Origin of the sequence: Maribacter sp. TH_r10, from assembly GCF_033101095.1 — a bacterium.
GTDB lineage: Bacteria > Bacteroidota > Bacteroidia > Flavobacteriales > Flavobacteriaceae > Maribacter_A > Maribacter_A luteus.
The window spans coordinates 173613-200499 of the sequence record NZ_JAWMPY010000008.1 but is presented as its reverse complement, the minus strand read 5'-3'; the positions used below and the strand labels follow the sequence as shown (position 1 = coordinate 200499).

25 protein-coding genes are annotated in these 26887 nt (G+C 40.1%); 17 read left to right on the top strand and 8 right to left on the bottom strand.

The window, feature by feature from the left end; translation table 11 throughout:
* Positions 1-219 precede the first annotated feature (219 nt).
* The gene (locus tag R3X28_RS16745) at positions 220-1059 is read left to right on the top strand and encodes a type II CAAX endopeptidase family protein (protein ID WP_317665872.1); all 840 of its coding nucleotides are present in this window, start codon (positions 220-222) and stop codon (positions 1057-1059) included.
* 210 nt (positions 1060-1269) lie between these two features.
* Here R3X28_RS16745 and R3X28_RS16740 read toward each other — a convergent pair whose 3' ends face one another.
* Positions 1270-2694, bottom strand: coding sequence for an L-serine ammonia-lyase (locus tag R3X28_RS16740; RefSeq protein WP_317665874.1), 1425 nt, complete (start codon positions 2692-2694; stop codon positions 1270-1272).
* Positions 2695-3126: 432 nt separating this feature from the next.
* Here R3X28_RS16740 and dnaK point away from each other — a divergent pair, with 432 nt between their 5' ends.
* Positions 3127-5037, top strand: a complete 1911-nt coding sequence (gene dnaK / locus R3X28_RS16735; protein ID WP_317665870.1) for a molecular chaperone DnaK — start codon at positions 3127-3129, stop codon at positions 5035-5037.
* Between the two features lie 114 nt (positions 5038-5151).
* Here the strand turns inward: dnaK and R3X28_RS16730 are convergent, their stop codons facing one another.
* Entirely contained in the window at positions 5152-6054 is a 903-nt protein-coding gene (locus R3X28_RS16730) for a metallophosphoesterase (protein WP_317665868.1), read from the bottom strand.
* A gap of 159 nt (positions 6055-6213) precedes the next feature.
* Here R3X28_RS16730 and R3X28_RS16725 point away from each other — a divergent pair, with 159 nt between their 5' ends.
* Complete coding sequence (locus tag R3X28_RS16725) at positions 6214-7161, top strand: hypothetical protein (RefSeq protein WP_317665867.1); 948 nt, start codon at positions 6214-6216, stop codon at positions 7159-7161.
* Here R3X28_RS16725 and R3X28_RS16720 read toward each other — a convergent pair whose 3' ends face one another.
* The 4 genes from R3X28_RS16720 to R3X28_RS16705 are packed head-to-tail and all read right to left on the bottom strand — an operon-like array spanning position 7162 to position 9354.
* On the bottom strand, positions 7162-7554 hold the full coding sequence (locus R3X28_RS16720; protein ID WP_154366622.1) for a VOC family protein: 393 nt from the start codon (positions 7552-7554) through the stop codon (positions 7162-7164).
* Positions 7555-7568: 14 nt separating this feature from the next.
* Positions 7569-8129 carry a GNAT family N-acetyltransferase gene (locus R3X28_RS16715; protein WP_317665865.1) on the bottom strand — a complete coding sequence of 187 codons (561 nt, stop codon included), beginning with the start codon at positions 8127-8129 and terminating at the stop codon, positions 7569-7571.
* 12 nt (positions 8130-8141) lie between these two features.
* On the bottom strand, positions 8142-8708 hold the full coding sequence (locus R3X28_RS16710; protein ID WP_317665863.1) for a GNAT family N-acetyltransferase: 567 nt from the start codon (positions 8706-8708) through the stop codon (positions 8142-8144).
* Position 8709: 1 nt separating this feature from the next.
* The gene (locus tag R3X28_RS16705) at positions 8710-9354 is read right to left on the bottom strand and encodes an esterase (protein WP_317665861.1); all 645 of its coding nucleotides are present in this window, start codon (positions 9352-9354) and stop codon (positions 8710-8712) included.
* Between the two features lie 66 nt (positions 9355-9420).
* Between R3X28_RS16705 and R3X28_RS16700 the strand changes: the two genes are divergently transcribed.
* The 10 genes from R3X28_RS16700 to R3X28_RS16655 all read left to right on the top strand — a co-directional run bounded on the left by R3X28_RS16700 (position 9421) and on the right by R3X28_RS16655 (position 19942).
* Positions 9421-9843, top strand: coding sequence for a PaaI family thioesterase (locus tag R3X28_RS16700; RefSeq protein WP_154366629.1), 423 nt, complete (start codon positions 9421-9423; stop codon positions 9841-9843).
* Between the two features lies 1 nt (position 9844).
* Positions 9845-10951, top strand: coding sequence for a chorismate-binding protein (locus R3X28_RS16695; RefSeq protein WP_317665858.1), 1107 nt, complete (start codon positions 9845-9847; stop codon positions 10949-10951).
* 54 nt (positions 10952-11005) lie between these two features.
* Positions 11006-12778, top strand: a complete 1773-nt coding sequence (gene menD / locus R3X28_RS16690) for a 2-succinyl-5-enolpyruvyl-6-hydroxy-3-cyclohexene-1-carboxylic-acid synthase (RefSeq protein WP_317665856.1) — start codon at positions 11006-11008, stop codon at positions 12776-12778.
* 14 nt (positions 12779-12792) lie between these two features.
* Complete coding sequence (locus tag R3X28_RS16685; RefSeq protein WP_154366635.1) at positions 12793-13131, top strand: DUF2853 family protein; 339 nt, start codon at positions 12793-12795, stop codon at positions 13129-13131.
* Between the two features lie 86 nt (positions 13132-13217).
* Positions 13218-14054 carry a S1 RNA-binding domain-containing protein gene (locus R3X28_RS16680; protein ID WP_282056086.1) on the top strand — a complete coding sequence of 279 codons (837 nt, stop codon included), beginning with the start codon at positions 13218-13220 and terminating at the stop codon, positions 14052-14054.
* Between the two features lie 190 nt (positions 14055-14244).
* Positions 14245-14844, top strand: a complete 600-nt coding sequence (locus tag R3X28_RS16675; RefSeq protein WP_154366639.1) for an SPOR domain-containing protein — start codon at positions 14245-14247, stop codon at positions 14842-14844.
* Position 14845: 1 nt separating this feature from the next.
* Positions 14846-15763 (top strand): 1,4-dihydroxy-2-naphthoate octaprenyltransferase, encoded by a 918-nt coding sequence (gene menA, locus R3X28_RS16670; RefSeq protein WP_317665851.1) that lies wholly within the window; start codon positions 14846-14848, stop codon positions 15761-15763.
* 23 nt (positions 15764-15786) lie between these two features.
* Positions 15787-16542: a LytR/AlgR family response regulator transcription factor gene (locus R3X28_RS16665; protein WP_154366643.1), complete on the top strand. Its 756-nt coding sequence runs from the start codon at positions 15787-15789 to the stop codon at positions 16540-16542.
* Between the two features lie 715 nt (positions 16543-17257).
* Entirely contained in the window at positions 17258-19225 is a 1968-nt protein-coding gene (locus tag R3X28_RS16660; protein ID WP_154366645.1) for a sensor histidine kinase, read from the top strand.
* Positions 19226-19261: 36 nt separating this feature from the next.
* Entirely contained in the window at positions 19262-19942 is a 681-nt protein-coding gene (locus tag R3X28_RS16655) for a metal-dependent hydrolase (protein WP_317665848.1), read from the top strand.
* On the opposite strand, the gene R3X28_RS16650 is transcribed toward R3X28_RS16655, so the two are convergent.
* Positions 19935-20729, bottom strand: coding sequence for an SDR family oxidoreductase (locus R3X28_RS16650; RefSeq protein WP_317665846.1), 795 nt, complete (start codon positions 20727-20729; stop codon positions 19935-19937). The two genes, R3X28_RS16655 and R3X28_RS16650, sit on opposite strands and share 8 nt — an antisense overlap.
* Before the next feature lie 47 nt (positions 20730-20776).
* On the opposite strand from R3X28_RS16650, the gene R3X28_RS16645 reads away from it, so the two are divergent.
* Genes R3X28_RS16645 through R3X28_RS16630 form a run of 4 tightly spaced genes read left to right on the top strand, consistent with a single transcriptional unit; the run spans position 20777 to position 25207 of the window.
* Complete coding sequence (locus tag R3X28_RS16645; RefSeq protein ID WP_317665845.1) at positions 20777-21829, top strand: o-succinylbenzoate synthase; 1053 nt, start codon at positions 20777-20779, stop codon at positions 21827-21829.
* On the top strand, positions 21820-22755 hold the full coding sequence (locus R3X28_RS16640) for a CPBP family intramembrane glutamic endopeptidase (RefSeq protein WP_317665844.1): 936 nt from the start codon (positions 21820-21822) through the stop codon (positions 22753-22755). Before R3X28_RS16645 ends, R3X28_RS16640 begins: the two co-directional genes overlap by 10 nt.
* The gene (locus R3X28_RS16635) at positions 22748-23809 is read left to right on the top strand and encodes an AMP-binding protein (RefSeq protein ID WP_317665842.1); all 1062 of its coding nucleotides are present in this window, start codon (positions 22748-22750) and stop codon (positions 23807-23809) included. The genes R3X28_RS16640 and R3X28_RS16635 overlap by 8 nt, the downstream gene beginning before the upstream one ends.
* Before the next feature lie 51 nt (positions 23810-23860).
* Positions 23861-25207 carry a M24 family metallopeptidase gene (locus R3X28_RS16630; RefSeq protein WP_317665841.1) on the top strand — a complete coding sequence of 449 codons (1347 nt, stop codon included), beginning with the start codon at positions 23861-23863 and terminating at the stop codon, positions 25205-25207.
* Here R3X28_RS16630 and R3X28_RS16625 read toward each other — a convergent pair.
* On the bottom strand, positions 25204-26832 hold the full coding sequence (locus tag R3X28_RS16625) for an acyl-CoA carboxylase subunit beta (protein ID WP_317665840.1): 1629 nt from the start codon (positions 26830-26832) through the stop codon (positions 25204-25206). The genes R3X28_RS16630 and R3X28_RS16625 overlap by 4 nt on opposite strands.
* Positions 26833-26887 lie beyond the last annotated feature (55 nt).

The following is a 26887-nucleotide window of genomic DNA, read 5'->3' as shown; positions in this document are numbered from 1 at the left end:
CTACATCATCACATAAATATGTGCATGTTTTTATTTGCACCACCAATTTACACATTTTTCACTTAGACCTGTCATTATAGGGGATAACAATTTTTATGGTATTATTCATTTTGTATATCAATTAAGTAAAGCGTTGTTGTTAGGCGCAATGTAACAAAACTACGAGCTCTTCGTCTTCCTTTAATAAACCAATCAGAAGTTCAAATACAAGAAAATTTAATGGAACGAAAAAAAACTTGGAATACAATCTTTATTTTCCTCGCTATTGTTACAATTTTAAGCTCGTTATTTCATTATGCGATAGTTAATTTATATCCATCACGAATATATATTGGAGGACTAATGTGGTGTCCTGCCATAGCTACATTAATTACGTTAAAACTAATAAAACGCCCTATTTCTTCACTAAATTGGAATTGGGGAAATTGGAAATATATTCGACTTTCTTATTTTATTCCTGCTTTATATGGCTTAATCACTTATATACTAATTTGGGTTTTTGGCTTTGGAAGTTTGACAAATGGCGAAGCAATAACAGATTGGGGAAAAGAACTTGGTTTGATTGGAATAGGAACTTTAAATCCAACATCGATTGCAATCATAGCTATTATCTTATTAGGAACTATTGAAGTTATAAGAGCATCAGCAACAACTTTAGGGGAAGAAATTGGATGGCGAGGTTTTTTCATTTATGAATTAAGAAAAGTTCTTTCGTTTACTGGTGTTTCCATTTTTAGTGGAATTATTTGGGCAACTTGGCATTGGCCACTAATTGTATATTATGGCGAAAATGTAATCTTGGAATTGGCGACATTTTATGTTGTTATAGTTTCAATGTCTTTCATTTTGACTTACTACACTTTCAAATCTAAAAGCCTATGGCCAGCAGTAATTTTTCACGCAGTAAGCAATGTATATATTCAAAAAATATTACCTGAATTAACAATAAAAAATGAAGGAACGGAACATTGGCTTGGCGAAAACGGAATTATGTTTGCTATCGTGACTTGTGTCTTTGGAATTTATTTTTGGAGAAAAGCAATTAAAGACAAATTGTAAGGGAAAAACACAGCGCCTAACACCGTGTATAATTAATTGCTTTGGCAAGTGCTTATTTGGAAAATTCCTTCGGAATTTTCTCGCGTTCGTTTTTGTTTACTAAATTAGTTGCTGAAACACGCAACTAACCATACACCAACCGATATATATTTTTGTGATATACAAAATGCGCAATAGTTGCCGAAGTAATTATAAAAAAAAATATAGGCCTTAACAATCAGTCAAATATACCCCAACGGCGAGTCCGCCTTCCGAGGTTTCTTTGTATTTGGTGTTCATATCCTTGGCGGTTTCCCACATGGTACGTACCACCTTGTCCAATGGTACCTTGGCTTCCTTGGGGTCAGAATCCAATGCAAGTTCAGCGGCATTAATGGCCTTTATGGCACCCATTGAGTTTCGCTCTATACACGGCACTTGTACCAAACCGCCAATAGGATCACAGGTAAGGCCCAAATGGTGCTCCATGGCTATTTCGGCGGCCATTAAAACCTGTTCGGGGCTTCCGCCCAAAAGTTCGGTCAGGGCACCTGCGGCCATGGCCGATGATACGCCGATCTCTGCTTGGCAACCTCCCATGGCCGCGGAAATCGTTGCTCCTTTTTTAAAGATACTCCCGATCTCACCGGCTACAGATAAAAACCGTTTTATCTCCCCGAAACCTGCATCATGGTTTTCAATGACCAAGTAATACATGAGTACGGCGGGGATTACCCCGGCACTCCCATTGGTCGGGGCAGTGACCACACGGCCCAACGAGGCATTTACCTCATTGACCGCCAAGGCAAAGCAACTTACCCACTTTAGGATCTGTCGAAATTTGACCTCGGTCTGTCGAATGGTCTGTAACCATTCTTCGGGATTGGAGTAGGGCAACCCGCCCTTTAGGTTTTGGTGCATGCCAAAGGCCCGTCTCCGCACTTGGAGTCCGCCTGGGAGTATACCTTCGGTATGGCAACCTATATACATGCATTCTAGCATGGTATCCCAAATGCGATGCAGTTCACGGTCTATTTCAGCATCCGTGCGCAGGGATCGTTCGTTGAGCAGTACAATTTCAGAAATACATTTATTTTCCTGTTCGCAATAGGCCAATAGTTCATTACCCGTGGTAATGGGCAAGGGAAAGGTTTTAAGGGTCTCTATATTACGCTTGGCATTCTTGCGCTCTTTTACGACCACGAAACCACCTCCAATAGAATAATAGGTTTTCGATTTCTTATCGCCGTTGGCAAGGGTAGCAACGAATTTCAATCCATTGGCATGAAAAGGGAGGAATTCCCTATTGAAAACAATATCGGTGGCCGGATCAAAGGGAAGCGATACTTCGTTGTTCAGGATCAAGGTTTTAGTGTCCTTTATATGTTGAACAATAGCATGTATGTCGGCAATAGGTACATATTCGGGATCGGCGCCCGAAAGGCCGAGCATAACGGCATAATCGGTGGCATGGCCTTTTCCCGTCAAGGATAGGGAACCGTACATATGAACCTGTATTTTTATTACTTGGGAAAAATGTCCTTGGTATTTGAGCCTGGCAATATAACGTTCAGCGGCACGCCAGGGTCCTAAGGTATGGGAGCTAGACGGACCGATACCTATTTTCAACATATCAAAAATACTGATACACTCTATCTTTGTTTCCGTTTGCTTCACGATGTAAAGATAAAATTATTGTTGAATGAAATGTTGTATCCGAAATTTCTTGGGCACTAAAATTTCAATTTCGTTTCAGTATTTTCCATATGGCGAATATTGCCGGGCGAAAAACATTTTTTTTTGGTATAAGACGACGTTGTGGGAAAATATTGGAAGGGCGTTCAATTTAAAAGATACTGAAATATAAATGGTTTACACCGTAATCGATTAAAAGAAGTCGGTTTGTCCTTCCAATAAAACAGGAAAGTCAATGAATAGGAAAACCTTCAAGTGCCCATTAAATGGAGGTTTTACCCGGATATGACAATATTCTGAATGACATCATGTCAGTTCACCGGCAATTGGCATATTGTTTGTCATTCCCTTACCGACGAATAAAAACAAGCACTAATATTTAAAACATAAATAATGAGCAAGATCATAGGTATAGATTTGGGTACGACCAACTCCTGCGTTTCAGTAATGGAAGGTAACGAGCCCGTTGTAATCCCCAATGCCGAAGGTAAACGAACTACACCATCAGTAATCGCATTTGTAGAAGGTGGTGAAATTAAAGTGGGCGACCCTGCAAAAAGACAGGCAGTTACCAACCCGCATAAAACCGTTTACTCGATAAAACGTTTTATGGGCAACAAGTTCTCTGAATCTAAAAAAGAGGCAGACCGTGTTCCTTATAAAGTAGTAAAAGGGGATAACGATACCCCAAGGGTAGATATAGACGGTCGTTTATATACACCACAAGAACTTTCAGCCATGATTCTTCAGAAAATGAAGAAAACCGCTGAGGATTATTTGGGCCAAGATGTGACCAGGGCGGTAATTACCGTACCTGCATACTTTAACGATGCCCAAAGACAGGCCACCAAAGAGGCCGGTGAGATTGCCGGACTTAAAGTGGAACGAATCATTAACGAACCTACCGCCGCTTCTTTGGCATACGGAATGGATAAAAAGGATACCGACCAAAAAATAGTCGTTTTTGACTTTGGTGGTGGTACCCATGATGTTTCCATTTTGGAGCTGGGTGATGGTGTGTTCGAGGTATTGTCTACCGATGGAGATACCCACTTAGGTGGTGATGATGTTGATCAAAAGATCATTGATTGGTTGGCCGAAGAGTTCAAGAAAGATGAAAGTATGGACCTTCGTGAAGATGCCATGGCATTGCAACGTTTGCGTGAAGCTGCCGAAAAAGCCAAAATCGAGTTATCTTCTTCTGCACAGACAGAGATCAACTTACCTTACGTTACAGCAACGGCTTCAGGACCAAAACACTTGGTACGTACGTTGACAAGATCAAAATTTGAGCAATTGATCGCTGATCTTGTAAAAAGAACAATCGATCCTTGTGAGTCGGCCTTAAAAGCAGCCGGACTTTCAAAAAGTGATATTGATGAGATCATATTGGTTGGTGGATCAACACGTATTCCAGCAGTACAGGAAGCAGTTGAGAAATTCTTTGGTAAAAAACCTTCTAAAGGGGTTAACCCGGATGAAGTTGTTGCCGTAGGTGCCGCCATTCAAGGGGGTGTATTGACCGGTGATGTTAAAGATGTATTGTTGTTGGATGTTACCCCTCTTTCCTTAGGTATAGAGACCATGGGTAGCGTAATGACGAAACTGATCGATGCGAATACAACGATCCCTACCAAGAAATCACAAGTGTTCTCTACTGCAGCTGACAACCAGCCATCTGTTGAGATCCATGTGTTGCAAGGGGAAAGGCCAATGGCAGCGGATAACAAAACGATAGGACGTTTCCATTTAGACGGTATTCCACCTGCTCAAAGGGGAACACCACAGATCGAAGTTACTTTCGATATAGATGCCAACGGTATCATCAAGGTTTCCGCGACCGATAAGGCCACAGGAAAATCCCAGGATATCCGTATCGAGGCTTCTTCAGGTTTAACCGAAGAGGAAATCAAAAAAATGAAAGCAGAAGCGGAAGCAAATGCCGAAACCGATAAAAAAGCGAAGGAAACTGCCGATAAATTGAATGAGGCCGACGGAATGATCTTCCAGACCGAAAAACAATTGGCAGAGTTCGGGGACAAACTTTCAGATGATAAGAAAAAGCCTATCGAAGAAGCTTTGGAAGAATTGAAGAAAGCACATGAAAGTAAAGACCTTGCGGTAATTACTCCAGCTTTGGATAAAATCAACGAAGCATGGAAAGTAGCTTCTGAGGAAATGTACAAAGCCCAGGCAGAGGCCCAAGCAGGAGGAGCTGCACCAAATGGTGAGGATACTGCCGGCACTGCCGATGCGGGTGAAGGCGATAATGTTGAAGACGTAGACTTCGAAGAAGTCAAGTAGCCTGTCCTGAGCGCAGACGAAGGGTAGACTTCGAAGAAGTCAAGTAATCTTCATAACATTTATACAAAAAAAACATCCTGACGGAAACGTCAGGATGTTTTTTATTTTATATACTTAACGAATAAGCAAGCCGCGATCTGGCTCACGGCCATATCCCTTTACGATAAGGGAATCATTATGAAATGCGACCCTTGCAAAGGAGGTGCTGTCCCGAGTATCTAACATTCCCTTGAAATTTAGGTAGTGTACGCCATCTTTTTGTACATAACTGCCATCGTGGTGGTGACCATTGAAATAGAACTTTACACAATCGTATTTATCGATTATAGAGAGTAATTGTTCATAATTCCAGAGGTTAAGGTCATTGGTTTCCCCGAGAACGGGAAAATGGCAATAAAAACCTACACGCTCCTTGTTCTGTGTGGCGAGTTTCAGCTCATCTTCGATCCATTGTAATTGTTCTTTTCCCAATCCGCCGTTCCAAGGCTTCAAATTGGGCAGCTCTTTACTTGATAGTTGTTGAAAGAGCGAGTCGGTCTGTTGCTTTTTGGCTTCCGTAAGGGCACCATGTACACTCAGGTCATTTCCATCCAAAATAATGAACCGCCATTTATTCTTAACGATGCTGTAATACCGGTCTTTAAGGTCCATTTTTTCAAATACCAAAGGTTTAAGCGAGTCGGCAACACTAAAATCATGGTTGCCCAAAACATGGTACCTGTCCGATTTTAATCCGCCCCAAATAGAGATAAGGGTATCGAAACTATTAAAATCCCTGTCAATAAAATCCCCCAAATGTATGGTATAGTCCAAGGTATGGGTATTCAGTTCGGTTACTGCTTGCTTTAAACGAGCCGGTGCTTTCTTATAAAAACGTACGTCGGTCGGTTCACAATCACAGTATTGGCAGTCGGCAATGACCCCGATTTCAAAATCGGGATATTCGGGAACGGGCTTTTCTTTGGTGTTGCACGCCATGATCAAAAGTAGCGGTACAAGGGCATAAAAAAGTTTCATATCGTTGGTTTACGGGTTACATTAATTTCAATGGGGCTAAAGATACAGGTCTATTCGATTAAAAATACATGTACGGTCAACGAATTTATACTGCAAAGGGCAATATTAATGGTACGGAATTTGTTTTATTGTTGCAGTATTATAAAGTACATTTGGTATATGGTAAAAAATTACGCGTCTACTTTTTTACATTCTTGGATAATCGTTGCCCTTTTTGGCTTTGTCGCTATAGGGCAAGGACAAGAACCCAGGATTTTCACAATTTCCGATTTTGACCTAAAAGGTCCCGTAAAATCGTGCTTAGTAAGTACCAAGTATGGCAAGGAGGCTTATGATTTTGATAAACAGGGAAAATTAACGAAATCGGTTACCCGATATAACGAAAGTGATTACGATGTTACCTATTATAAATACAAGGGAGGGGAGCTTGCGGAAAAGCGTTTTGAGAATTATAGGAACAATGTTTTTGAGCGCAGTACCTCCTACGCGAATTTCTATGAGGTAGATACGGTTCCTGAACGTAGGGTCACTGAAAAGATAATCTCTTACGATAAGGAGTTTTTGGATCGTTATGAATATATCTATAATGCGGATACCATTCTGACAAAAATAATACGTACCAATAATGATGGTAACGACGAAACATTGATAGATTATTCGGAATACCGTGGGGAGCAGACCCAGATCCATGAATTGAACGGATCCGTTATCAAATCTATTCGCAAATCGGTCAAAGTAGGTAAAAACAAGCAAAAACAAAGGGTAATATTGACCAAGAAGTTTTTGGAAGGGGAACCACAAAGCGCTCTGGAAGAGGTGTTCGATGAACAAGGGAAATTACTATCGGAAACCCATTTTGTAAACGATCCCAATAAAAATCAATTTGCCCCCAAAGAGGTCATTACCTATGAGTACGATGCAAAAGGAATGCTCTTGAAATCAGTTACCAAAAGAGGGAAGTCGGTAGCCGTAAAAGAATACATATACCAATTCGATAATGGGGAAGAAGGTAACTGGATCAAAGAGATCATTACTCCTGAAAATTCCTATACTACCCGAAAAATAAAGTACTACGAAGACGAAGTTACCGAGAAGAAAGAAGAGTAACTAGGATTTAGGTTCTATAAGGTCCCATAGGTTGCCATAAAGGTCCTTGAACACCGCTACCGTGCCATAGGCTTCCTGTCTTGGTTCTTCCTTGAAGACCACCCCGTTCTCGCTCATGTGCTTATGGTCTCTCCAAAAATCATCGGTATGCAGAAACAGGAATACGCGGCCCCCGGCTTGGTTGCCGATACACCGTATTTCTTCTTGGGTTGTGGCCTTGGCCAAAAGTAAGGTGGCACCATCAGATTTGGGAGGAGTGATCAGTACCCATCTTTTATCCGGACCTAAAGTGGTATCCTCCAGAACCTTGAAACCTAATTTTTGGGTATAAAATGAGATAGCCTCATCATAATCTTTTACGATCAAGGCAATAGTGGCGATTTTCTGTTTCATGGTTCAACTGCTTTTTATGATCCTTGGTTAAATTCTTCCTTTAAAATACCATAACAGCAGGTATTTCGCTTAAATCTGTCTAAGAGGTATACATTTTTGCGCAACACCCCTTCAAGTATTCCGCCTAATTTTTCAACCGCCTTTCGTGAGCGCATATTACGTTCGTCTATCCTGAATTCGATTTTTTCGAATCCCATTTTCTCAAAGGCATGCCCGAGCATTAGGGCTTTCATTTGGGAGTTGAGTCCCGTACCATGGAATTCCCTGCCGATCCAAGTAGACCCGATATGAAGCACCTTGTTTTTCCAATCTATGTTCATGAATCGGGTACAACCGGCATAGTGTTGGTTTTTCTTGTCAAACACGATAAAAGGGATACTGGTCTTTTCCTTTTTTTGCTGCAAGGCAGTTTCCACATATTTTTTCAAGGCCTCGGGAGTTTCAATATCAGAGGGGGAATATTGTACCAACTTTTTTTGGCAAGCAATGGGGATAAGGTGCTTATAATTGTCCAAGGTCAACGGTTCAAGTCTTACCATTTCATTTTCCAGGGTAAAGGAAAGGTTGTTTTGCATAGGGTCCATGGGTTAGAGGGATTCATATTCACTTTTTGTCATTCTATATTGAATCAAGGAAACATAGATGCCGTCTTCAATAGTATGACCTCTTTTGATATCATGGTCCTTGAATACCGCTTCTTTGACCATTCCGTTTTTGACCATTACCCTGCCCGATGCTTCATTGGTGGTTAAATAAACGGCAATGATTTTGTTGAGTTTCAGTTTATCGAATCCGAAGGTAAGTATGGCCTTTGCCGCTTCGGTGGTTATACCTTGGTTCCAAAAGTCCTCAGCCAACCAATAACCTAATTCCGCTCGGTTGTTTTCCTTGTTGATGTCAAGTCCGATCGCACCTATCAATCCGGGAGAATCTTTTAATCGTATGCCAAACATATAATTGTCTTTTTCCTTAAAACCGGAATTGGTCATTTGGATCCATGCGATGGCATTTTCTTCAAGGTAAGGATGAGGAATACTTCGGGTGTTTTCGGCGATTTTAATATTACCCGCATATGCAATTATATTGGGAATGTCGGAAGTTTTGACTTGATCAAGGGTCAAACGTTCGGTCGTAAGCGTAGGAAACTGTTCCATATTAAATAAATTGCTGAAGGAGTTCTTTTTTTACTTCATGTTTGCCTTCGAAAATCTTGAATTTTGCCTTCCCGCTGAAAAGTGATTTTATCCGCTCCTTTTCCTTTTGTAGTCGTTCGGCATTGATGTATTCATCTTGGTCGCCTACCAAGGCCGTGACTTTGGTGTTGTTTTCGATCAGGAAATCAAAGTCGCCCGGGCGCAGTTCATTGGGAATTCCTCCGGCATATAAAACCAATTGATGGCACTTTATTTTGCTGTGTTTTACCCAACGTGTGGCAATGGAAACACCTTGGGAATATCCGAAAACTATCAAATTACAGGAAGGTGGAAGATTTTCACTATCGAAAACCGCATCTAAATAATTCAGTACGTTTATGGTTTCCAAGGCTGTATTTTCTTTGGTCAACCAGCTGGCACCTACATGGCGATATTCATTGTTCAGATAATATTTTGAAGGAGCTTGTGGGGCAATGATGTAATTTTCATCGCATGGCAGGTCCTTGAAATATTTAAGGAAATATCTGCTTAGATATCCTATACCATGAAAAACGAGCCAAACATTCTTCGTTTTGTCCGAGAGCGAATTTAGCGTTGTATATGAATTCGTTGTTTGGAATGTCACCAGTTTTTCAACCTGCTTCATGTAAATATGATTATTCAGCGAGATGTTGTTGCCTAAGTTATGCTTAATTTTACAAAAAATCTTTAGATGAACGAATACAAAGATAAGATCCTAAAGGTTTGCAACGAGTCTTCGAAGAACACTTTAATGCAAACATTGGAAATTGAGTATGTTGAAATAGGGGAAAATTTTTTAGTGGGTAAAATGCCGGTAACCCCCAAGGTGCACCAACCCGATGGTGTGTTGCATGGTGGGGCCATGGTCGCCTTGGCTGAAAGTGTGGGTAGTATGGCTTCCTACATTTTCCTGGATGCCCAGAAATTCTTTGTACGTGGTATTGAAATTTCGGCCAACCATGTCAAAAGTGTAAAATCCGGTGATGTTTTCGCCAAAGCCACGATTTTACATAAGGGTAGAACCACGCAATTGTGGGATATAAAGATTACCGATGCCGATGATCAGTTGATATCTATCTGTAAATTGACAACGATCGCATTACCCAAAGAATAGAATGTTGAAAGATGTTTTGAATAGGGTAGAGGGGCAGTTATCCCTAGAATTACCTTTTGTAATCTACCGAAAACCGAATGCACAGGAGGTACATGCCATTTTGCAAAAGGATGCCGAGCTGCACCATGTGCGGGATTTTAGTGAAAAAGGATTTGTTTTTGCGCCTTTCAATGTTGAAAGTCCCACTATATTATTGCCTTTGCACGAGCAATTGAAGGCCGATTTTGTAAAAGAAAAACTGCCGAAGGGATTAAGTGTTAATGAGCAAAAGGAGGCAGGGGAGGAAAAAGCACATCACGTACAGATAGTAAGGCAAGGTATCCTGGAAATAGGAAAGGGTACGTTTGATAAGGTCGTGCTATCCAGAAAACAGGAGGTAGCTTGTGCCAATTCGCCTTTAGCTATTTTTCAACGATTATTGAACACCTACGATAGGGCATTTTGCTATTTATGGTACCATCCTAAAGTTGGTATGTGGTTGGGGGCCACCCCAGAGATATTGCTACGAACCTCCAATAACAGTTTAACGACCATGTCATTGGCCGGTACAAAGGCTTTTATTGAGGGGGAACAGCCGGTTTGGGGGCAAAAAGAATTGGAAGAACAGCGAATGGTCACCGAATACATAAACAAGGCCCTACAGGATAAGGTTACGGGAATAAGGCAATCGGAAGTAGAATCGTCCAAAGCTGGTAACCTATGGCATTTACGTACCAAAATAACTGCTGTGTTCCAAAATAACCTTTCGAGCATCATTAGGGCGCTTCATCCTACCCCGGCCGTATGTGGCATGCCTTTATTACCTGCAAAAAACTTCATTGGGGAATTTGAACAGTATGATCGGGAATATTATACAGGGTTTTTGGGTGAATTGAATTTTAAGCAGGAAGTTTCAAGGGTAAGAAGTCAACGTAACCAGGAAAATAAGTCGTACAAAACGATAAAGACGGCTACAGAACTGTTTGTGAACCTGCGTTGTATGAAATTTACCGACGCAAAGGCCACCGTTTTTGTTGGTGGTGGAATCACCAAAGATTCCGACCCTCTGAAAGAATGGCAAGAAACGGTCGCCAAAAGCAATACCATTTTACAAGTAATTACCGACTAACAGTATTTAATTGAACATTGGGTTAAGAACAACGGAGGTTGTATTTTTGTTTTAATGAACTATTCGAGCATACCTGTGGCCCAAACTGTGGTCATGCATTGTAAGGCCAAAGGCATAAAGGATATTGTTATATCCCCTGGATCCAGAAACGCCCCTTTGACCATAGGATTTACTGAAGATCCCTATTTTGATTGTTATAGCATTGTTGATGAACGCAGTGCCGCTTTCTTTGCATTGGGTATGGCCCAACAATGGCAAAGGCCCGTAGCTGTCCTATGTACCTCTGGGAGTGCTTTACTTAATTATTATCCTGCAGTTGCAGAAGCTTTTTATAGTACAGTGCCCTTGGTGCTCATATCTGCAGACCGTCCTTTTTATAAGATCGATGTGGGGGACGGACAAACCATTCGTCAAGATCATGTTTTTGATCGCCATATCGGGTATTCGGCCAATTTGAAACAAGATGTCTCCCATGCTACCGGGAAAGTAAGGAAATATGCACCTGAAACTATGGATGGTGAGGTTGAAAAGCTTCAGATGGGCATACAGGAGTATAACGATGAGCTTTTGAACAAGGCCATGAACTTGGCTATTGATCGCCGATTGCCCGTGCATATCAACGTGCCATTGGAAGAGCCCTTGTATGATAAGGTGACCAAGCCCACTGTATATCCGAATTGTGAGGTTAGCCATGAAAAAGATGCAATACTTGAGAATCTAGAGGAATTTTCAAAGCAATGGAATTCGGCCAAGCGTAAAATGGTCTTGGTAGGGGTCAATTATCCGAATTCCATAGAAGAAAAGTTCTTGGATAGTTTGGGAACCGATCCTTCTGTCATTGTTTTGACCGAAACTACTTCGAACCTGCACCACCCCAATTTTTTTCCAAGTATCGATAGTATTATCGCCCCTATTGAAAAATCGGGACATTCCGAAGAAATGTTCAAAGCGCTACAACCAGATATCCTACTTACTTTCGGCGGCTTGGTCGTATCTAAAAAAATCAAGGCATTTTTAAGAAAATATAAACCTACGCAGCATTGGCATATAGATCCATTAAGGGCAAATGATACTTTTTTCGCCCTAAACCACCATTTTAAAGAGTATGCCAACGGTTTTTTTAATCGATTCATGCCCAAATCAGTTCATGTCGATAGTGAGTATTTTGAGTTTTGGGATCGGTTTAAATCGGCTTATGAGGCTAAAAGGGAGTCGTATATAAAGAATATCCCATTTTCTGATTTTCTGGTTTTCAAAAACATTTTTGGGAAAATGCCCGAAGGGGTGCAATTGCAAATGGCGAACAGTTCTACCATAAGGTATGCCCAATTATTTGATTTAAAACCTTCCCTTGAGGTTTTTTGCAACCGAGGCACTAGTGGTATAGATGGGAGTGTATCCACGGCAGTGGGGGCAGCAATGGCCAATGGTAAACAAACCGTGTTGATTACCGGGGACCTGAGTTTTTTCTATGATAGTAATGGATTATGGAACAAGTACTTAAGGCCCGATTTTAGGATTATCGTAATCAATAATGAGGGAGGGGGGATTTTCAGGATCCTTCCCGGAAAGGAAGAAACTGAAACCTACGCCACCTATTTTGAAACCACACATGGTTTGGATGCGGCACATTTATGTAAAATGTACGGTCTGGATTATTGCTCGGTGAAAGATGAAGTCGCCTTGAACGATCAACTGGATGATTTCTTCGAATCTTCAACAATACCCAAGCTTTTGGAGATTAAGACCCCTAGAACATTGAACAATAAAATTTTGATGGAATACTTTGATTTTATATCTTCGGGTATTATTAATCATATTCTATAAGAACACTAACTATTATGAGTAAAAGAGACGATTTGATCAAGAAGTATGCCGAAGACATTAAAGATAAATTCGGTGAAGCTGCAGACATGGACCTTTTGACCAAAGTAACTATTGGTTTGGGCCCATCTATTTACAATATCGATGCTTCTAAAGTTTCAGGTTCCGATGAAAAGGAATTGGAAACCGTTAAGAAAAACTATTTGATGAAAAAATTAGGGATGAGCGATAGCCCGGAACTAATGGAAGGTATCAAAACCGTTATGGACAAATATGGTTCATCCAATAGAAACAAGCATAGAGCTGTGGTTTACTATATGCTTTGTAAGCATTTCAAAAAACAATCTGTTTACTAGTAGGCAATACGATTAAAGATAAATGAAACCGCTCTTTTTAAGGGCGGTTTTTTTATGCCAACACTTTTAAACCTTACTTTTGCAATATGATAGCATTGGGAACATATAATACACTTGAAATCTTGCGGGATACCAGTGTGGGACTTTTTTTAGGGGATGGTGAAGGCAATGATATTCTATTGCCCAACAAATACGTTCCCGAGGATTATGCAATAGGGGATTCATTGACCGTATTCTGTTATCTTGATCATTCTGAAAGGCCCGTGGCCACTAACTTGGAGCCTGAAATACTCGTAAATGAATTTCAGTTGTTGAAAGTCGTTGAGGTCAATGAATATGGAGCCTTTTTGGACTGGGGACTTGAAAAGCATCTTTTGGTGCCATTTAGGGAACAGCGAGATAAAATGCAAGAAGGCCATTGGTATGTGGTCTATTGTTATTTGGATCAACAGAGCAATAGATTGGTGGGTTCTAACAAAATAGACAGGTTCTTGAGTAACGATACCTTATCGGTCAAAGAAGGTGATGTGGTAGATTTGGTGGTTGCCAGGAAAACCGAATTAGGATACGAGGTGATCATTAACAACCTGCACAAAGGCTTGGTATATCTCAATGAGATTTTCAAGACCATATCCATAGGGGACAATACAAAAGGTGTTATTAAGAGAATACGTCCCGATAATAAAATAGATGTTTCGTTGCAGCCCTTGGGGGAAAAGATCTTGGAACCTGCAGCAAACAAGATTTACGAGCAGCTAATGGCCCATGGAGGGTATTTGGGTCTTCACGACAAGTCCGATCCCGAATTGATCAAGGAAGAGCTGCAAATGAGTAAAAAAGTCTTTAAAAAAGGAATAGGTACACTTTATAAGGCAAGAAAGATCGAGATAAAGAGTGACGGTATTTATGCCATAGGTACCTGAAGGGGGCAAAACCTACTTGTATAATGGCCTAAGGTAATGAATATCAGTTCTGTACTAAGAAATTTGTTGCAAAGTATGGATATAATGGGCAAAAATTTTAATTTTATTGCTTGATATTTTTTAAATGTTAAAATCATTAATTTTTTTTGGTTACCTTTAACCGATCAGACCCCTAAAAACATAACATTACATGCCATTTATAGAAGAAAGCGATTTATTGGAATTGCATAAGGATATAGACAAGGCGCAGATCATAAACGAACGTCTTCTAGATCAAATTAAAATAAAGAACAAGGAACTGAAAAGAAGTAAGGTACAACGGAATGTACTGGCGGTGATCACCGGACTGTTTCTAGTTGGTACATTTGGAATAACCACCTATACCGCAGGGCTTAGTACTTCGAATAGTTTGGAGAACCGAAATAACCTTTTGGTTTCCATAGATAGTTTAGAGGCGCATAAGGCCCGTATCGACAATCTTAGGAAACAAAATGAGGAATTGAGCTTGGTGAAGGAATTTTACTTGGCCAAGAGTTTTTTGGATAAGGAAACCATCTATTCAGTTCAGGTAAAATCATTTGTCGATAATAATGTTACTTTGGCCTCCGAGGCTTTGACCAACACACTTTTTGTTAAGACCAATCCGTTTTACTCATACTCGTTAGGCAATTTCGAAACGCTTCAAGAAGCGCAGAAATTTCGTAAGCAGTTGGTTAACTTAGGATTCAACGACGCATTCGTTGCCTCCTACAAAGATGGGAAACGACTACAAATAGAAGACCCTTACTAGGTTGCCTAAATTATCTACTTGGATAAACGCTGCGCGATTACGTACACTTCCTCTTTCCGTATCCGGGATTTTGGTAGGTACTGCTTTGGCCGGTTTTCAGGGCAGTAGCGACATAACCATTTTTATCTTGGCACTATGTACGGCCATCGGTTTTCAGATAACATCTAATTTTGCCAATGATTATGGAGACGGGGTCAAAGGTACCGATAATGAAGACCGTATTGGCCCGAAACGGGTTTTACAAAGCGGGTTATTGACCAGGAAAGTGCTGAAACGAGGTATTGTCATTTCGATAATCATCAATATAATTTTTGTGGTCGCCGTGGTCTATCTAGCTTTCGGACCTGAAAACCTAGGATATATTTTCTTGTTCATGGCTTTAGGGGCTTTTAGTATTTGGGCAGCGATTAAATATACCGTTGGGGCTTCGGCCTATGGATATCGAGGTTTGGGAGATGTTTTTGTTTTTCTCTTCTTCGGATTGTTGGCTGTTCTGGGAACCATGTTCCTATTTACCAAGAGTATTTCATTAACGGCGATATTACCGGCTATGTCCATAGGGGCCTTGAGTACAGCGGTACTTAACCTCAATAACCTTAGGGACCACGAATCGGACAAGGCATCGAACAAAAATACCTTGGTGGTAAAAATGGGTTTTGAAAAAGGTAAGGTCTATCATACCTTCTTGATTGCGATAGGCCTGATAAGTTTATTGGTCTATTTGATTTTGGAGTACCAATGTTATTTTCAGCTTCTTCCTTTAATTGTTTTTATTCCGATAGTATTACAGCTTAAAAGGGTTGTTAAAACTGGTGATCCATCTTTATTGGACCCCGAATTGAAGGTGTTGGCGATTAGTATATTTTTCCTTTCCCTCTTGTTTTATTTGGGTAATAATATTTTTTGTAATTTTGGGTAATAACTTACTAAACCATAAATGTCTTGGAAAAACCTATTAGAATATTGATCGTTGAGGATAATGTGATTATTGCCGACGATATGCAATCGATGCTTGAAGAAATCGGCTATGAGATTGTAGACAATGTCATAGTGTATGAACAAGCTGAAAAAGTTTTGAAAACGGAGCAAGTGGATCTTGTTCTGATAGACATTATTTTGGCATCTGATAAAACTGGGATAGATCTGGGCAAGCATATTCGTGAGAATTATGATATACCTTTTATCTTTGTTACTTCCAATTCGGACAGGGCCACTGTTGAAAATGCGAAGACGGTAAAACCCAATGGTTATTTGGTAAAACCTTTTGAGCAACAAGATCTTTATACTTCCATAGAAATAGCCCTTTCGAACTTTACATACGGCACCAACAAGAGCGCTGCACCAGAAAATGTTGCGAACGATGATGTGCCCATGTCCAATTCCGTACTTAAGGATTCTATTTTTGTTAAGAAACAACATTTATATTATCGAATTCAGTTCGGGGATATCCAATTTATCAAGGCGGATAATGTATACTTGGAAGTAAACACGGTCGACAAGAAATTTTTGGTACGTTCTCCCTTAAAGGATTATTTGGAGAAATTGCCCAAGAACAAATTCTATAGGGCACATAAATCCTATATCGTGAATGTGGATCATATTGATGCCATCAATTCAAAGGATATAATGATCAACAATAACCTTATCCCTATTTCAAAAGATTTTAAAGAATTCATCATATCAGCAATGAATTCTTAACGAAAAGCTTTATCTATTGAAAAAGAGGTGCACAAAGCACCTCTTTTTTATTACAACATTTTTTAAAGGGCCTCACCACATAAATCACCTACTTCACAACAATAAGTTTCAGGAACTCGAACTTGGGCATATATTAGCCATGTGATTCAAAACAAGGAATTGCATTTAAAAAGTAAATAATTTTTTCATTTTCATATAGTGTTCTCGTAAAAGAGCTTTGTTGTAAAACAGGGCTCTTTTTAGTTTAAAAAAACCATGCGTTTGCAGAATATGCTATAATCGATATAAAATCAATTTTCTTTCCTACAAGCATTCTGTGAAATGCATGAAAAACACGATGAAATGCATAGTGGTTTTCGGTTTTGCCTTTTCGCAACAGAAAACGGGGGTTTCACAACATTGTTCTAGCGACACGGGCAATGAAATCATATTTTTGTTTCTCTTTATAAGTTCCCAAAACTTACCGTATTACTTACCTAAAAGCACTATCCCATAAGGATTGTGTCTTGTGGGTTTAAAAACAAGGGAATCCAGTTGTTTTTTAGTATACAGCAGGGTTTTCTATGTAATTATGGTAGAAATTATTGAAACGAGGACAATCACTATTGTAAAATTTCGTTCTATCGATACACGTATGTTATCTTATGAACGGGCGTTTACAACTAAAATCTAATGAAACCGATTTATCACGAGTAAGTTCGGTTTTATATTACGTATGAAAAAGCTGCTTGGCAAATCTTTGATCATAAGCATATTTTGCTTATTTATAGCTCCCGGAATTCATTCACAGGACTCTGTGCCATTGGTCGATGATGTGTATCTTAATTTTAAGAATCAGGACCAGCACGCCCAACGCTTTTCATATTTTTTCGGTTCACCTAACCGATATAAGCAGAATTCTGCCTATGATTGGTTAGATTCGGTAAACCAGTATCTGAACGAAGCCATAAAAGATAAGGATTCTATGGCCATTAAGCATTATATGCTTATGCAATCCCAAGTTTATTATGATCTAGGTGATTACGATAAAAGTTTGGCCATTTCCAGCGAACTGTATGATGAAAAGGATCAGTTGGAACTTGATTTCAAGGCCAAGTTATTGGGGTTGATGGATAGTACATATTCGCAATTGGCCCTTTATGCGGAACAAATTGATATCCGAAAAGAAAAAAAAGACCTTGGCTTAACAGAGGATATCGCTTTTTATGATATCTATTCTAATTTGGGGTTACACCGAAAGGCCATGAAAGACTATATTATCGAAGTTAGGAAGACTTTTCCCGACGATGATGAATTCAGTCAGGCCAAATACCACAACAATATCGGTAATTATTTACGTTTGGATAATTCCCCTTCCGTTGCCCTTAATAAGTATAAGGAGGCCAAGGGGCATTTAACCGTGTATTTAAACAATATAACAGTCGTTAAATCCGAAAGTGAGCTTATTAGTGCAAATAGCCTTATGGGGGTCATTGACGGTAATATCGGAAAATGTTATTCCCAACTTGGCCAGTATGAGGTGGCCATTCCTTTTTTGGAATCAAGTATTCAACAGATTTCAGAGAATAGCAAAGGGAAATACTCTTCCGATATCGTTGAGAACACCCTTGAAATTGCGAATTGCTATCTTCGATTGGAGAATTATGAAAAGGCAGTGGAGTATTTGAGTTCGGATTTGAGCTTAACGAAGACGGCCCATATCTTAAAAAGAAATCGCCTTTTGTCTTCTTATTATGATAAAACAGGAGACTATCAAAATTCAGCCGCGTATTTAAAGCGTAATATGAGGATCAGGGATTCTATAGACGTAAATGAATCTGAATTACGTACACAACAATTGGCCACCGTTATGGGTAGGGATCTGGCCAATACCCAGGCCATGTTCGAAGAACAGAAAAAGAACTTGGAACTACAAAGGCTGGAAATGACCGCTCAGGATGAAAAAATAAACCTTGTTTTCATTTCACTGGTATTTACCTTAATGGGATTTGCCGGACTTGTGTATGCCTATTTAAAAAGTATCAAAAACCAACGATTGATCGCCGAGCAGAAATATATCATCGAGAATTCGTTAAAAGAGAAAGATTCCCTATTAAAAGAGATTCACCATAGGGTTAAGAATAACCTACAAATGGTTTCAAGTTTATTGAGCCTACAAACCAAAAATACGCGTAGTAAGGCAGCCATCGTTGCATTGGAAGAAGGTAAGAGCAGGGTAAAGGCCATGGCGCTTATACACCAGAAACTTTATCAAAACGATGACCTTTCGGTAATTGAAATGCAAGGATATATTGAAAGTTTGATCAATAGCGTTCAATCGGTCTATAAAAAAGGCGGTCATAATATCAATATCACCATAGATGCCGAGGGGGTTGAGTTAGATATTGATAGGGCCATTCCTTTTGGGTTGATTTTGAACGAATTGGTATCCAATACCTTTAAATATGCATTTCCACATGACGAGGAAAATGGTAAGATCTATATCCATATCAGAAAACAAAACGGTCAAGAAGGCTTTTTTGAATATACCGATAATGGGGTTGGTTTGCCCGATGATACCGATGAACGCGCTCAAGCTTCCATGGGTATTCGTTTAATGAATAGACTGGCGAATCAGTTACAGACTAATTTAAATGTAGATAAAACATCGGAAGGTGTGCGCTACTGGTTTAATTTTAAGTAAGAGTTCTGTAACTTTGAAGTACCAAAAACTTCAAAAATGAAAATAACGTTCTTAGGCCATGCTTCACTTTTGATTGAAGCTGAAAAAGCATCCATTTTAGTAGATCCCTTTATTTCAGGAAACGAAAAGGCTTCCGGAAAAATCAATATTACCGATCTTAAGCCCGATTATATTCTTGTAACCCACGCACATCAAGATCATATTTTAGACGTAGAGGAAATTGCCAAGGCCTCTGGTGCGATCGTTGTAAGTAATTTTGAGATCGCCACACATTATGAGACAAAGGGAATAAAAGTACACCCGATGAACCATGGTGGTCAGTGGCAGTTCAATTTTGGAAAACTCAAATATGTTCATGCCATTCATACTTCATCTTTTCCTGATGGGTCATATGGTGGCCAACCCGGTGGATTCATTCTTTCTACTGAAGGGAAAAACATCTATATTGCCGGCGACACCGCTTTGACAATGGATATGAAACTGATTCCATTGAGTACGAAATTGGATCTTGCCGTTTTACCGATTGGGGACAATTTCACCATGGGTATCAATGATGCGATTTTAGCTTCTGATTTTGTGGAATGCGATAATATCCTAGGGTATCATTACGATACTTTCGGTTATATTGAAATTGATAATGCCGTGGCCATTGATGAATTCAAGAAAACCGGAAAAAAATTACATTTACTGGAGATAGGTGGTTCTATGATTATCTGACCTGGCTTCTTAGGACCATTTTGTGCAATAGTCTTGGAAAAAACCTTTTTAGGTAAACGCCTTTGGTTTCTCCTTTTCCGATGTATACCTCGAACTTTTTCTGCTCAATGGCTTTTATCATTTTTTTCGAGAAAGTTGTAGCCGAAAGTCCGTTTTGAGTGGGGACATCATCATTTTTCTGAGCGCTACCATCTCCTGTGAGGGCATTTTTCGCAATATTGGTCTGTACAAAACCAGGGCAAACCAAGGTAACGGAGACCCCATCCTTTTCATGCTCCATTCGCAAAACATCAAAAAAACCATGAAGCGCATGTTTGGCCCCACAATAACCAGACCTATAGGGTGATCCAAACTTACCCATTAAACTGGTAACGGTAACAAAATGTCCTTTTTTTGTTTGGATGAAATAGGGTAGAAGGGCCTTGGTCAATGCAATGGTCCCGAGGTAATTGATGTCCATCAATTTTTTATAAACTTCGAACCCGGTATCGATAATCAATGAGCGCTGGCTAATTCCCGCGTTATTAATGAGAATGTCCACGGAGCTATAAAAGGAAAGGGCTTGTTCCACAGTTTGCCCCATGTTTTCAAAATTCCCTAAATCCAATGGTAAGATCTTTACTAGGTCTTTTTTTGCGCAATTGTTCCTAACGCGCTGTAATGCTTCTTCGTTTCTAGCGGAAATGATCAGTTTACAGTTTTTTTCGCTTAATGCATAGGTTAGTGCTTCACCTATACCGGAGGACGCTCCCGTAATCCATACCACTTTACCTTCGATACTTTGCATTTCTTTGTTTTTTAGACCTAAAATATAGTTAAATTTGACAGCAACGAATGCAGGCCTCAGTAAAAAAATATACGTTAGATTTTAAAAGACCCAGTGGTACTTCGCGCGGAATCCTTACACAAAAGGAAACTTGGTTCCTAATAATAAGGAAAGATGGTAACTATGGGATTGGGGAATGCGGTATGTTCAAAGGCCTTAGTTTTGACGATGTACCCGGATTTGAGGAAAAACTTGAATGGACATGCAGGCATATACAAAAGGGTTTACCATATCTTTTAGACGAATTACGAGACTTTCCTAGTATTCAATTTGCTGTGGAACAGGCTTTTTTGTCTTTAAATTCTGAGGATTTCCTTGATTTGTTTCCATCGGCATTTACAAAAAGCGAAGCCCGAATACCTATAAACGGACTCATTTGGATGGGTGATGAATCTTATATGCTGGAACAGATACAACAAAAATTGGAAGAGGGCTTCCGTTGTTTAAAACTAAAGATAGGGGCCATCGATTTTAGGGCCGAAATTTCCCTCTTAGAGGCAATACGTAAAGAGTATTCACAAGAACAGATAGAACTGCGCGTCGATGCCAATGGGGCTTTTAAACCCATTGAAGCTTTAGATAAACTCAATGAATTGGCTAATTTTGGATTACATTCCATTGAACAACCCATACGTCAAGGCAATATTCTGTTAATGAAGGACCTATGTGCAAAAACACCCTTACCCATAGCCTTGGATGAAGAATTGATCGGTGTGGTCGATATTAAAAAGAAAGAAAAGTTGTTGGAAACTGTTAAACCCCAGTATATTATATTAAAACCAACATTGGTCGGGGGTTTCAGGGGAAGTGGTGAGTGGATTGAAATTGCGGAACGTTTGGGTATTGGTTGGTGGGTCACCAGCGCGTTGGAAAGTAATATCGGTTTGAATGCCATTGCCCAATGGACGTACACCTTAAATAATACAATGCCTCAAGGTCTGGGTACAGGCGGGTTGTATACCAATAATTTTGAAGGCCCGCTACAGGTGGAAAAAGGATATATTTATAGCCGAAAGAATAAAGGTTGGCAACCGAATTTAATAGAGAATTTATGTTTATAGAACAAGGTTACAAAGGTAATTTAGGAATGTGGAAATATTGGGTTCCTATCTTGGGCTTTTCAGCGATGATGGTGGCCAATTACATTATGACCATTAATTCCCCGGTAGATACCGATGTGATGATGAAGAATATCATTGATAAAATAGGGCTCAATGCATTTTTCATCTTGGCCATAGGACCTTTGGTTGCTGGGTTTTTCATTATTCTTGGATGGGTATATTTGGTGCATGGGCAGTCGATTACCTCTTTGACCACATCCCGTAAAAAGGTAGATTGGAAAAGGATAATATTCGCTTTTTCATTGTGGGGAGGTATTACAGCCGTTATGATGTTGGCCGATATTATGTTATCGCCCGAGGATTATGTCTTCAATTTTAAGCCCATTCCTTTTTTGGTACTATTTGTCATGGCCGTGGTCCTGGTGCCTTTACAGACCAGTTTTGAAGAATATATGTTCCGGGGACATTTGATGCAGGGCTTAGGTATCCTTGCCAAGAATAGATGGGTGCCCTTGATTGTCACCTCTGTACTCTTTGGGGTTATGCATGCCGCGAATCCGGAAGTAGGTAAAATAGGATACGGTATCATGGTTTTTTATATTGGAACAGGTTTCTTTTTAGGGATTTTGACCTTGATGGATGAAGGACTTGAACTGGCTATCGGTTTCCATGCAGCGAACAACCTTACGGCAGCATTACTGGTAACCGCCGATTGGACCGCTTTTCAGACCAACTCAATTTATAAAGACGTATCACAACCCACTTTAGGATGGGATATTTTTATTCCGGTACTGGTAATCTATCCGATCCTGTTGTTGATTTTCTCTAAAAAATATGGGTGGACCAATTGGAAGGAAAGACTTACTGGAAAAGTGATGGATAAGGAAATTTTTTTAGCACAAAACACAGAAGAAGCACATGTATAGGGATATTCACTATAAGTTCAAATGGAATGGGGCATCCATTGAATACAAAGATCTAGGGGAAATAAGCTATAGCTTGATCAAAGAGGGGGAGCCCTACCAAAAGGCCATGGGGGAATTTTTATTGGATTGGATCGATAAGAACGATTTTATCCCCGTAAAAACATCAGGGTCAACTGGCGAACCCAAGGTGATTTATTTAAAAAAACAGCATATGGTCAATTCGGCCAAAATCACAGGGGCTTATTTTGATCTTTGGCCGGGGCAGTCTGCCTTATTATGCCTGCCTGGGGATTATATTGCAGGTAAAATGATGTTTATAAGGTCAATGGTACTTGGTTTGGAATTGGATTGGGTGCCACCTTCCTCGACTCCATTGAAAGATCTGGAACGTTGTTATCACTTCTGTGCCATGGTTCCCCTGCAATTGGAAAACTCTTTGGATCAGATCAACCATATCAAAACGTTGATCGTCGGTGGTGCTCCGGTATCAGTGGCCCTAAAAACAAAGATCCAGGATAAAATGACGGATATATACGAGACCTATGGAATGACGGAGACCATAACCCATGTCGCCGTAAAGAAAATAAACAATGGGGTCAAGGACTGTTTTGAGACATTGCCCAACATCTCCATCGAAAAGGATGAAAGAAATTGTCTTGTTATTAATGCACCTAACTTGAATAATGAGCGAATCGTTACAAATGATATCGTGGAACTTGTCTCTGACAAAGAATTCAAATGGTTGGGTAGGTATGATAATGTGATAAACTCAGGAGGGATCAAATTATTACCTGAACAGATTGAAAGAAAACTTAGTTCCGTATTAGATCAAAGATATTTTGTTACAGGTGTACCAGATGACCTATTAGGGCAAAAATTGATTCTTTTGATTGAAGGGAAAAACGAAGATACCGATCTTTCGGAAAGGATAAAGACTTTGGCGACATTGGAAAAACACGAAGTTCCCAAGGATATCTTTTTTGTTGAAAAATTCGTGGAAACTGTCAATGGTAAGGTGTCTAGACAAAAGACCCTTCAGGAAATTTTAAAGTGACCCGATTTTAATTGCAAGATTAATTTGTATTTTCATAGCTAAAACCAACCTATGAAAAAAATCGCATACTTTTTATTCACCATCTTTTCCATTACTGCATATTCCCAACAGGTTCTTCCCGAGAATGAACGGGCCAGAATAGTTGATGAAATATTGGCGGACAGATTCAACAACCTATTGCCTGGTCTTATGGATGAAAGCGATATTGATCTGTGGGTGGTTATTTCACGGGAATACAATGAAGATCCGGTTTTACGAACCATGTTGCCGGCAACATGGTTAAACGCGCGAAGAAGAACCATCTTGCTTTTTTACAGGGATAAGACGAAGAATAACATAGAAAAGTTGGCAGTTGCCCGTTATAATGTGGGAGAGAATATTGTTTCTGCCTGGGATAAGGAAAAAGAACCTGATCAATGGAAACGATTGATGCAATTGATCTCGGAAAGGAATCCGTCTAAAATAGGGCTTAATTTTTCTAAAGACCACAATATTGCCGATGGATTGGATAAGACCGATTATGATGCATTCATGGACAATTTACCTAAGGCATATCATAAAAAAGTGGTTTCAGCGGAACAGTTGGCGGTTCGTTGGATCGAGACTCGTACGGAACGGGAGATGGTCATCTATAATCAATTGGTAGACATTACACATGATATCATTGCAGAGGCATTTTCTGAAAAAGTAATTACACCCGGAGTTACCACTACAACTGAGGTTGAGTGGTGGATGCGGCAAAAAGTGACCGATATGGGGTTGGAAACATGGTTCCACCCTACAGTCGATGTACAACGAACGAGTGAGGAACTTGTTGATCATTTGTATTCCTTTTCAGGTAGGCCCGATGATATGGTAATCCGTCCAGGGGATTTGTTGCATTGTGATTTTGGTATTACTTATTTGCGCCTGAATACCGATTGCCAGGAATTGGCATATGTATTGAAACCAGAGGAGAAAAAAGCTCCTAAATTTCTTGTTGACGGATTGATGGCCGGAAACAAAGTACAGGATTTCTTAACAACCAATATGGTCAAAGGCAGAACGGGAAATGAAATTTTGGCCAAAGCATTGCAAGATGCCAAGGCAGAAGGACTTCGTCCGGCCATTTATACCCATCCTTTGGGGTTATATGGGCATTCGGCAGGTACAACAATTGGTATGTGGGATGCGCAAGGAGGGGTAATGAAAGATGATGGGGAAAACTATCCTTTAAATCCCAATACGGTGTATGCCATTGAATTGAATACGACCATCACTATTCCCGAATGGAAACGTGACATTCGTATTATGCTCGAAGAAGCGGGGTTCTATGGTGAAAATGGCTTTCGCTATGTAAATGGTAGGCAGACGGAACTATTGCTGATACCCAGAGTAAAATCGCATCAGGGGAATTAAACCTGTAAAACCCCCATATTAAATTGCTTTTCAATAGGCGCATGGTTAGCGGCTTCTATTCCCATTGATATCCATTTACGGGTATCCAATGGGTCTATGATAGCATCTGTCCATAAACGGGCAGCGGCATAATAGGGCGAAACCTGATCATCATAACGTTCCTTTATTTTACTGAAAAGGGCCTCTTCTTTTTCTTTGGTAATCGTCTCTCCCTTTTTCTTTAAAGAGGCTTTTTCTATCTGTAATAGAACCTTTGCGGCAGAATTACCGCTCATAACCGCAAGTTCGGCACTTGGCCATGCTACGATCAGTCTAGGATCATACGCTTTACCGCACATGGCATAATTACCGGCACCATAACTGTTTCCGATCACAACCGTAAATTTTGGTACCACCGAGTTACTAACGGCATTTACCATTTTAGCCCCGTCCTTTATGATTCCGCCTTGTTCGCTTTTACTACCTACCATGAACCCGGTGACATCCTGTAAAAATACCAATGGGATTTTCTTTTGGTTACAGTTGGCAATGAAGCGTGTGGCCTTATCCGCGGAATCGGAATATATAACTCCCCCGAATTGCATTTCCCCTTTAGCTGTTTTCACCACTTTTCGTTGATTGGCCACGATGCCAACGGCCCACCCATCAATCCTGGCATAACCGGTGAGAATGGTTTTTCCGTAGCCTTCTTTATATTCCTCAAACTCGGAATTATCGACCAATCTTTCGATAATATCATGCATATCGTAAGGGTCTGTCCTGGAGCCGGGAAGAATTCCGTAAATATCATCAGCATTTTCTTTGGGATTTTGGGCCTCCTTCCGATTGAATCCAGCCTTGTCAAAATCCCCGATTTTATCTACGATGTTTTTGATTTTGGTTAAGGCGTCTTTGTCATCAAGCGCTTTGTAATCCGTAACTCCACTTATTTCACTGTGGGTGGTTGCACCACCGAGCGATTCATTATCAATTTGTTCGCCAATAGCTGCTTTTACCAAATAACTACCGGCAAGGAATATGCTTCCTGTTTTGTCCACGATCAAAGCTTCATCGCTCATTATGGGTAAATAAGCACCCCCTGCCACACAACTTCCCATGACAGCGGCAATTTGGGTAATTCCCATACTGCTCATGATGGCATTATTCCTAAAGATGCGTCCAAAATGTTCTTTGTCCGGGAAGATTTCATCCTGTAAGGGAAGATACACTCCGGCACTATCGACCAAATAAATAATGGGTAATCTATTTTCAATGGCAATTTCCTGGGCGCGAAGGTTTTTCTTTCCGGTAATGGGAAACCAAGCTCCCGCTTTTACAGTGGCATCATTGGCCACTACAATGCATTGTTTTCCTTGTACATGTCCTATTTTCACAATTACCCCACCAGAAGGGCATCCCCCATGTTCCGCGTACATTCCCTCTCCGGCGAAAGCACCTATTTCCAGGCTGTTCCCGTCATCATCCAACAAAAAGGCAATACGTTCCCGAGCGGTCATTTTTCCTTGTTTGTGCTGCTTTTCAATACGGGTTTTCCCACCACCTAATTTCACTTGGGCCAGTCGCTTGCGTAACTCGGATAATTGCAATTTATTTTGATCTTCGTTTTTGTTGAACTTTATGTCCATATACTATCGGATTTGTAAAATATTCGGTTAAAGATAAGGAGTAAAATTGATTACT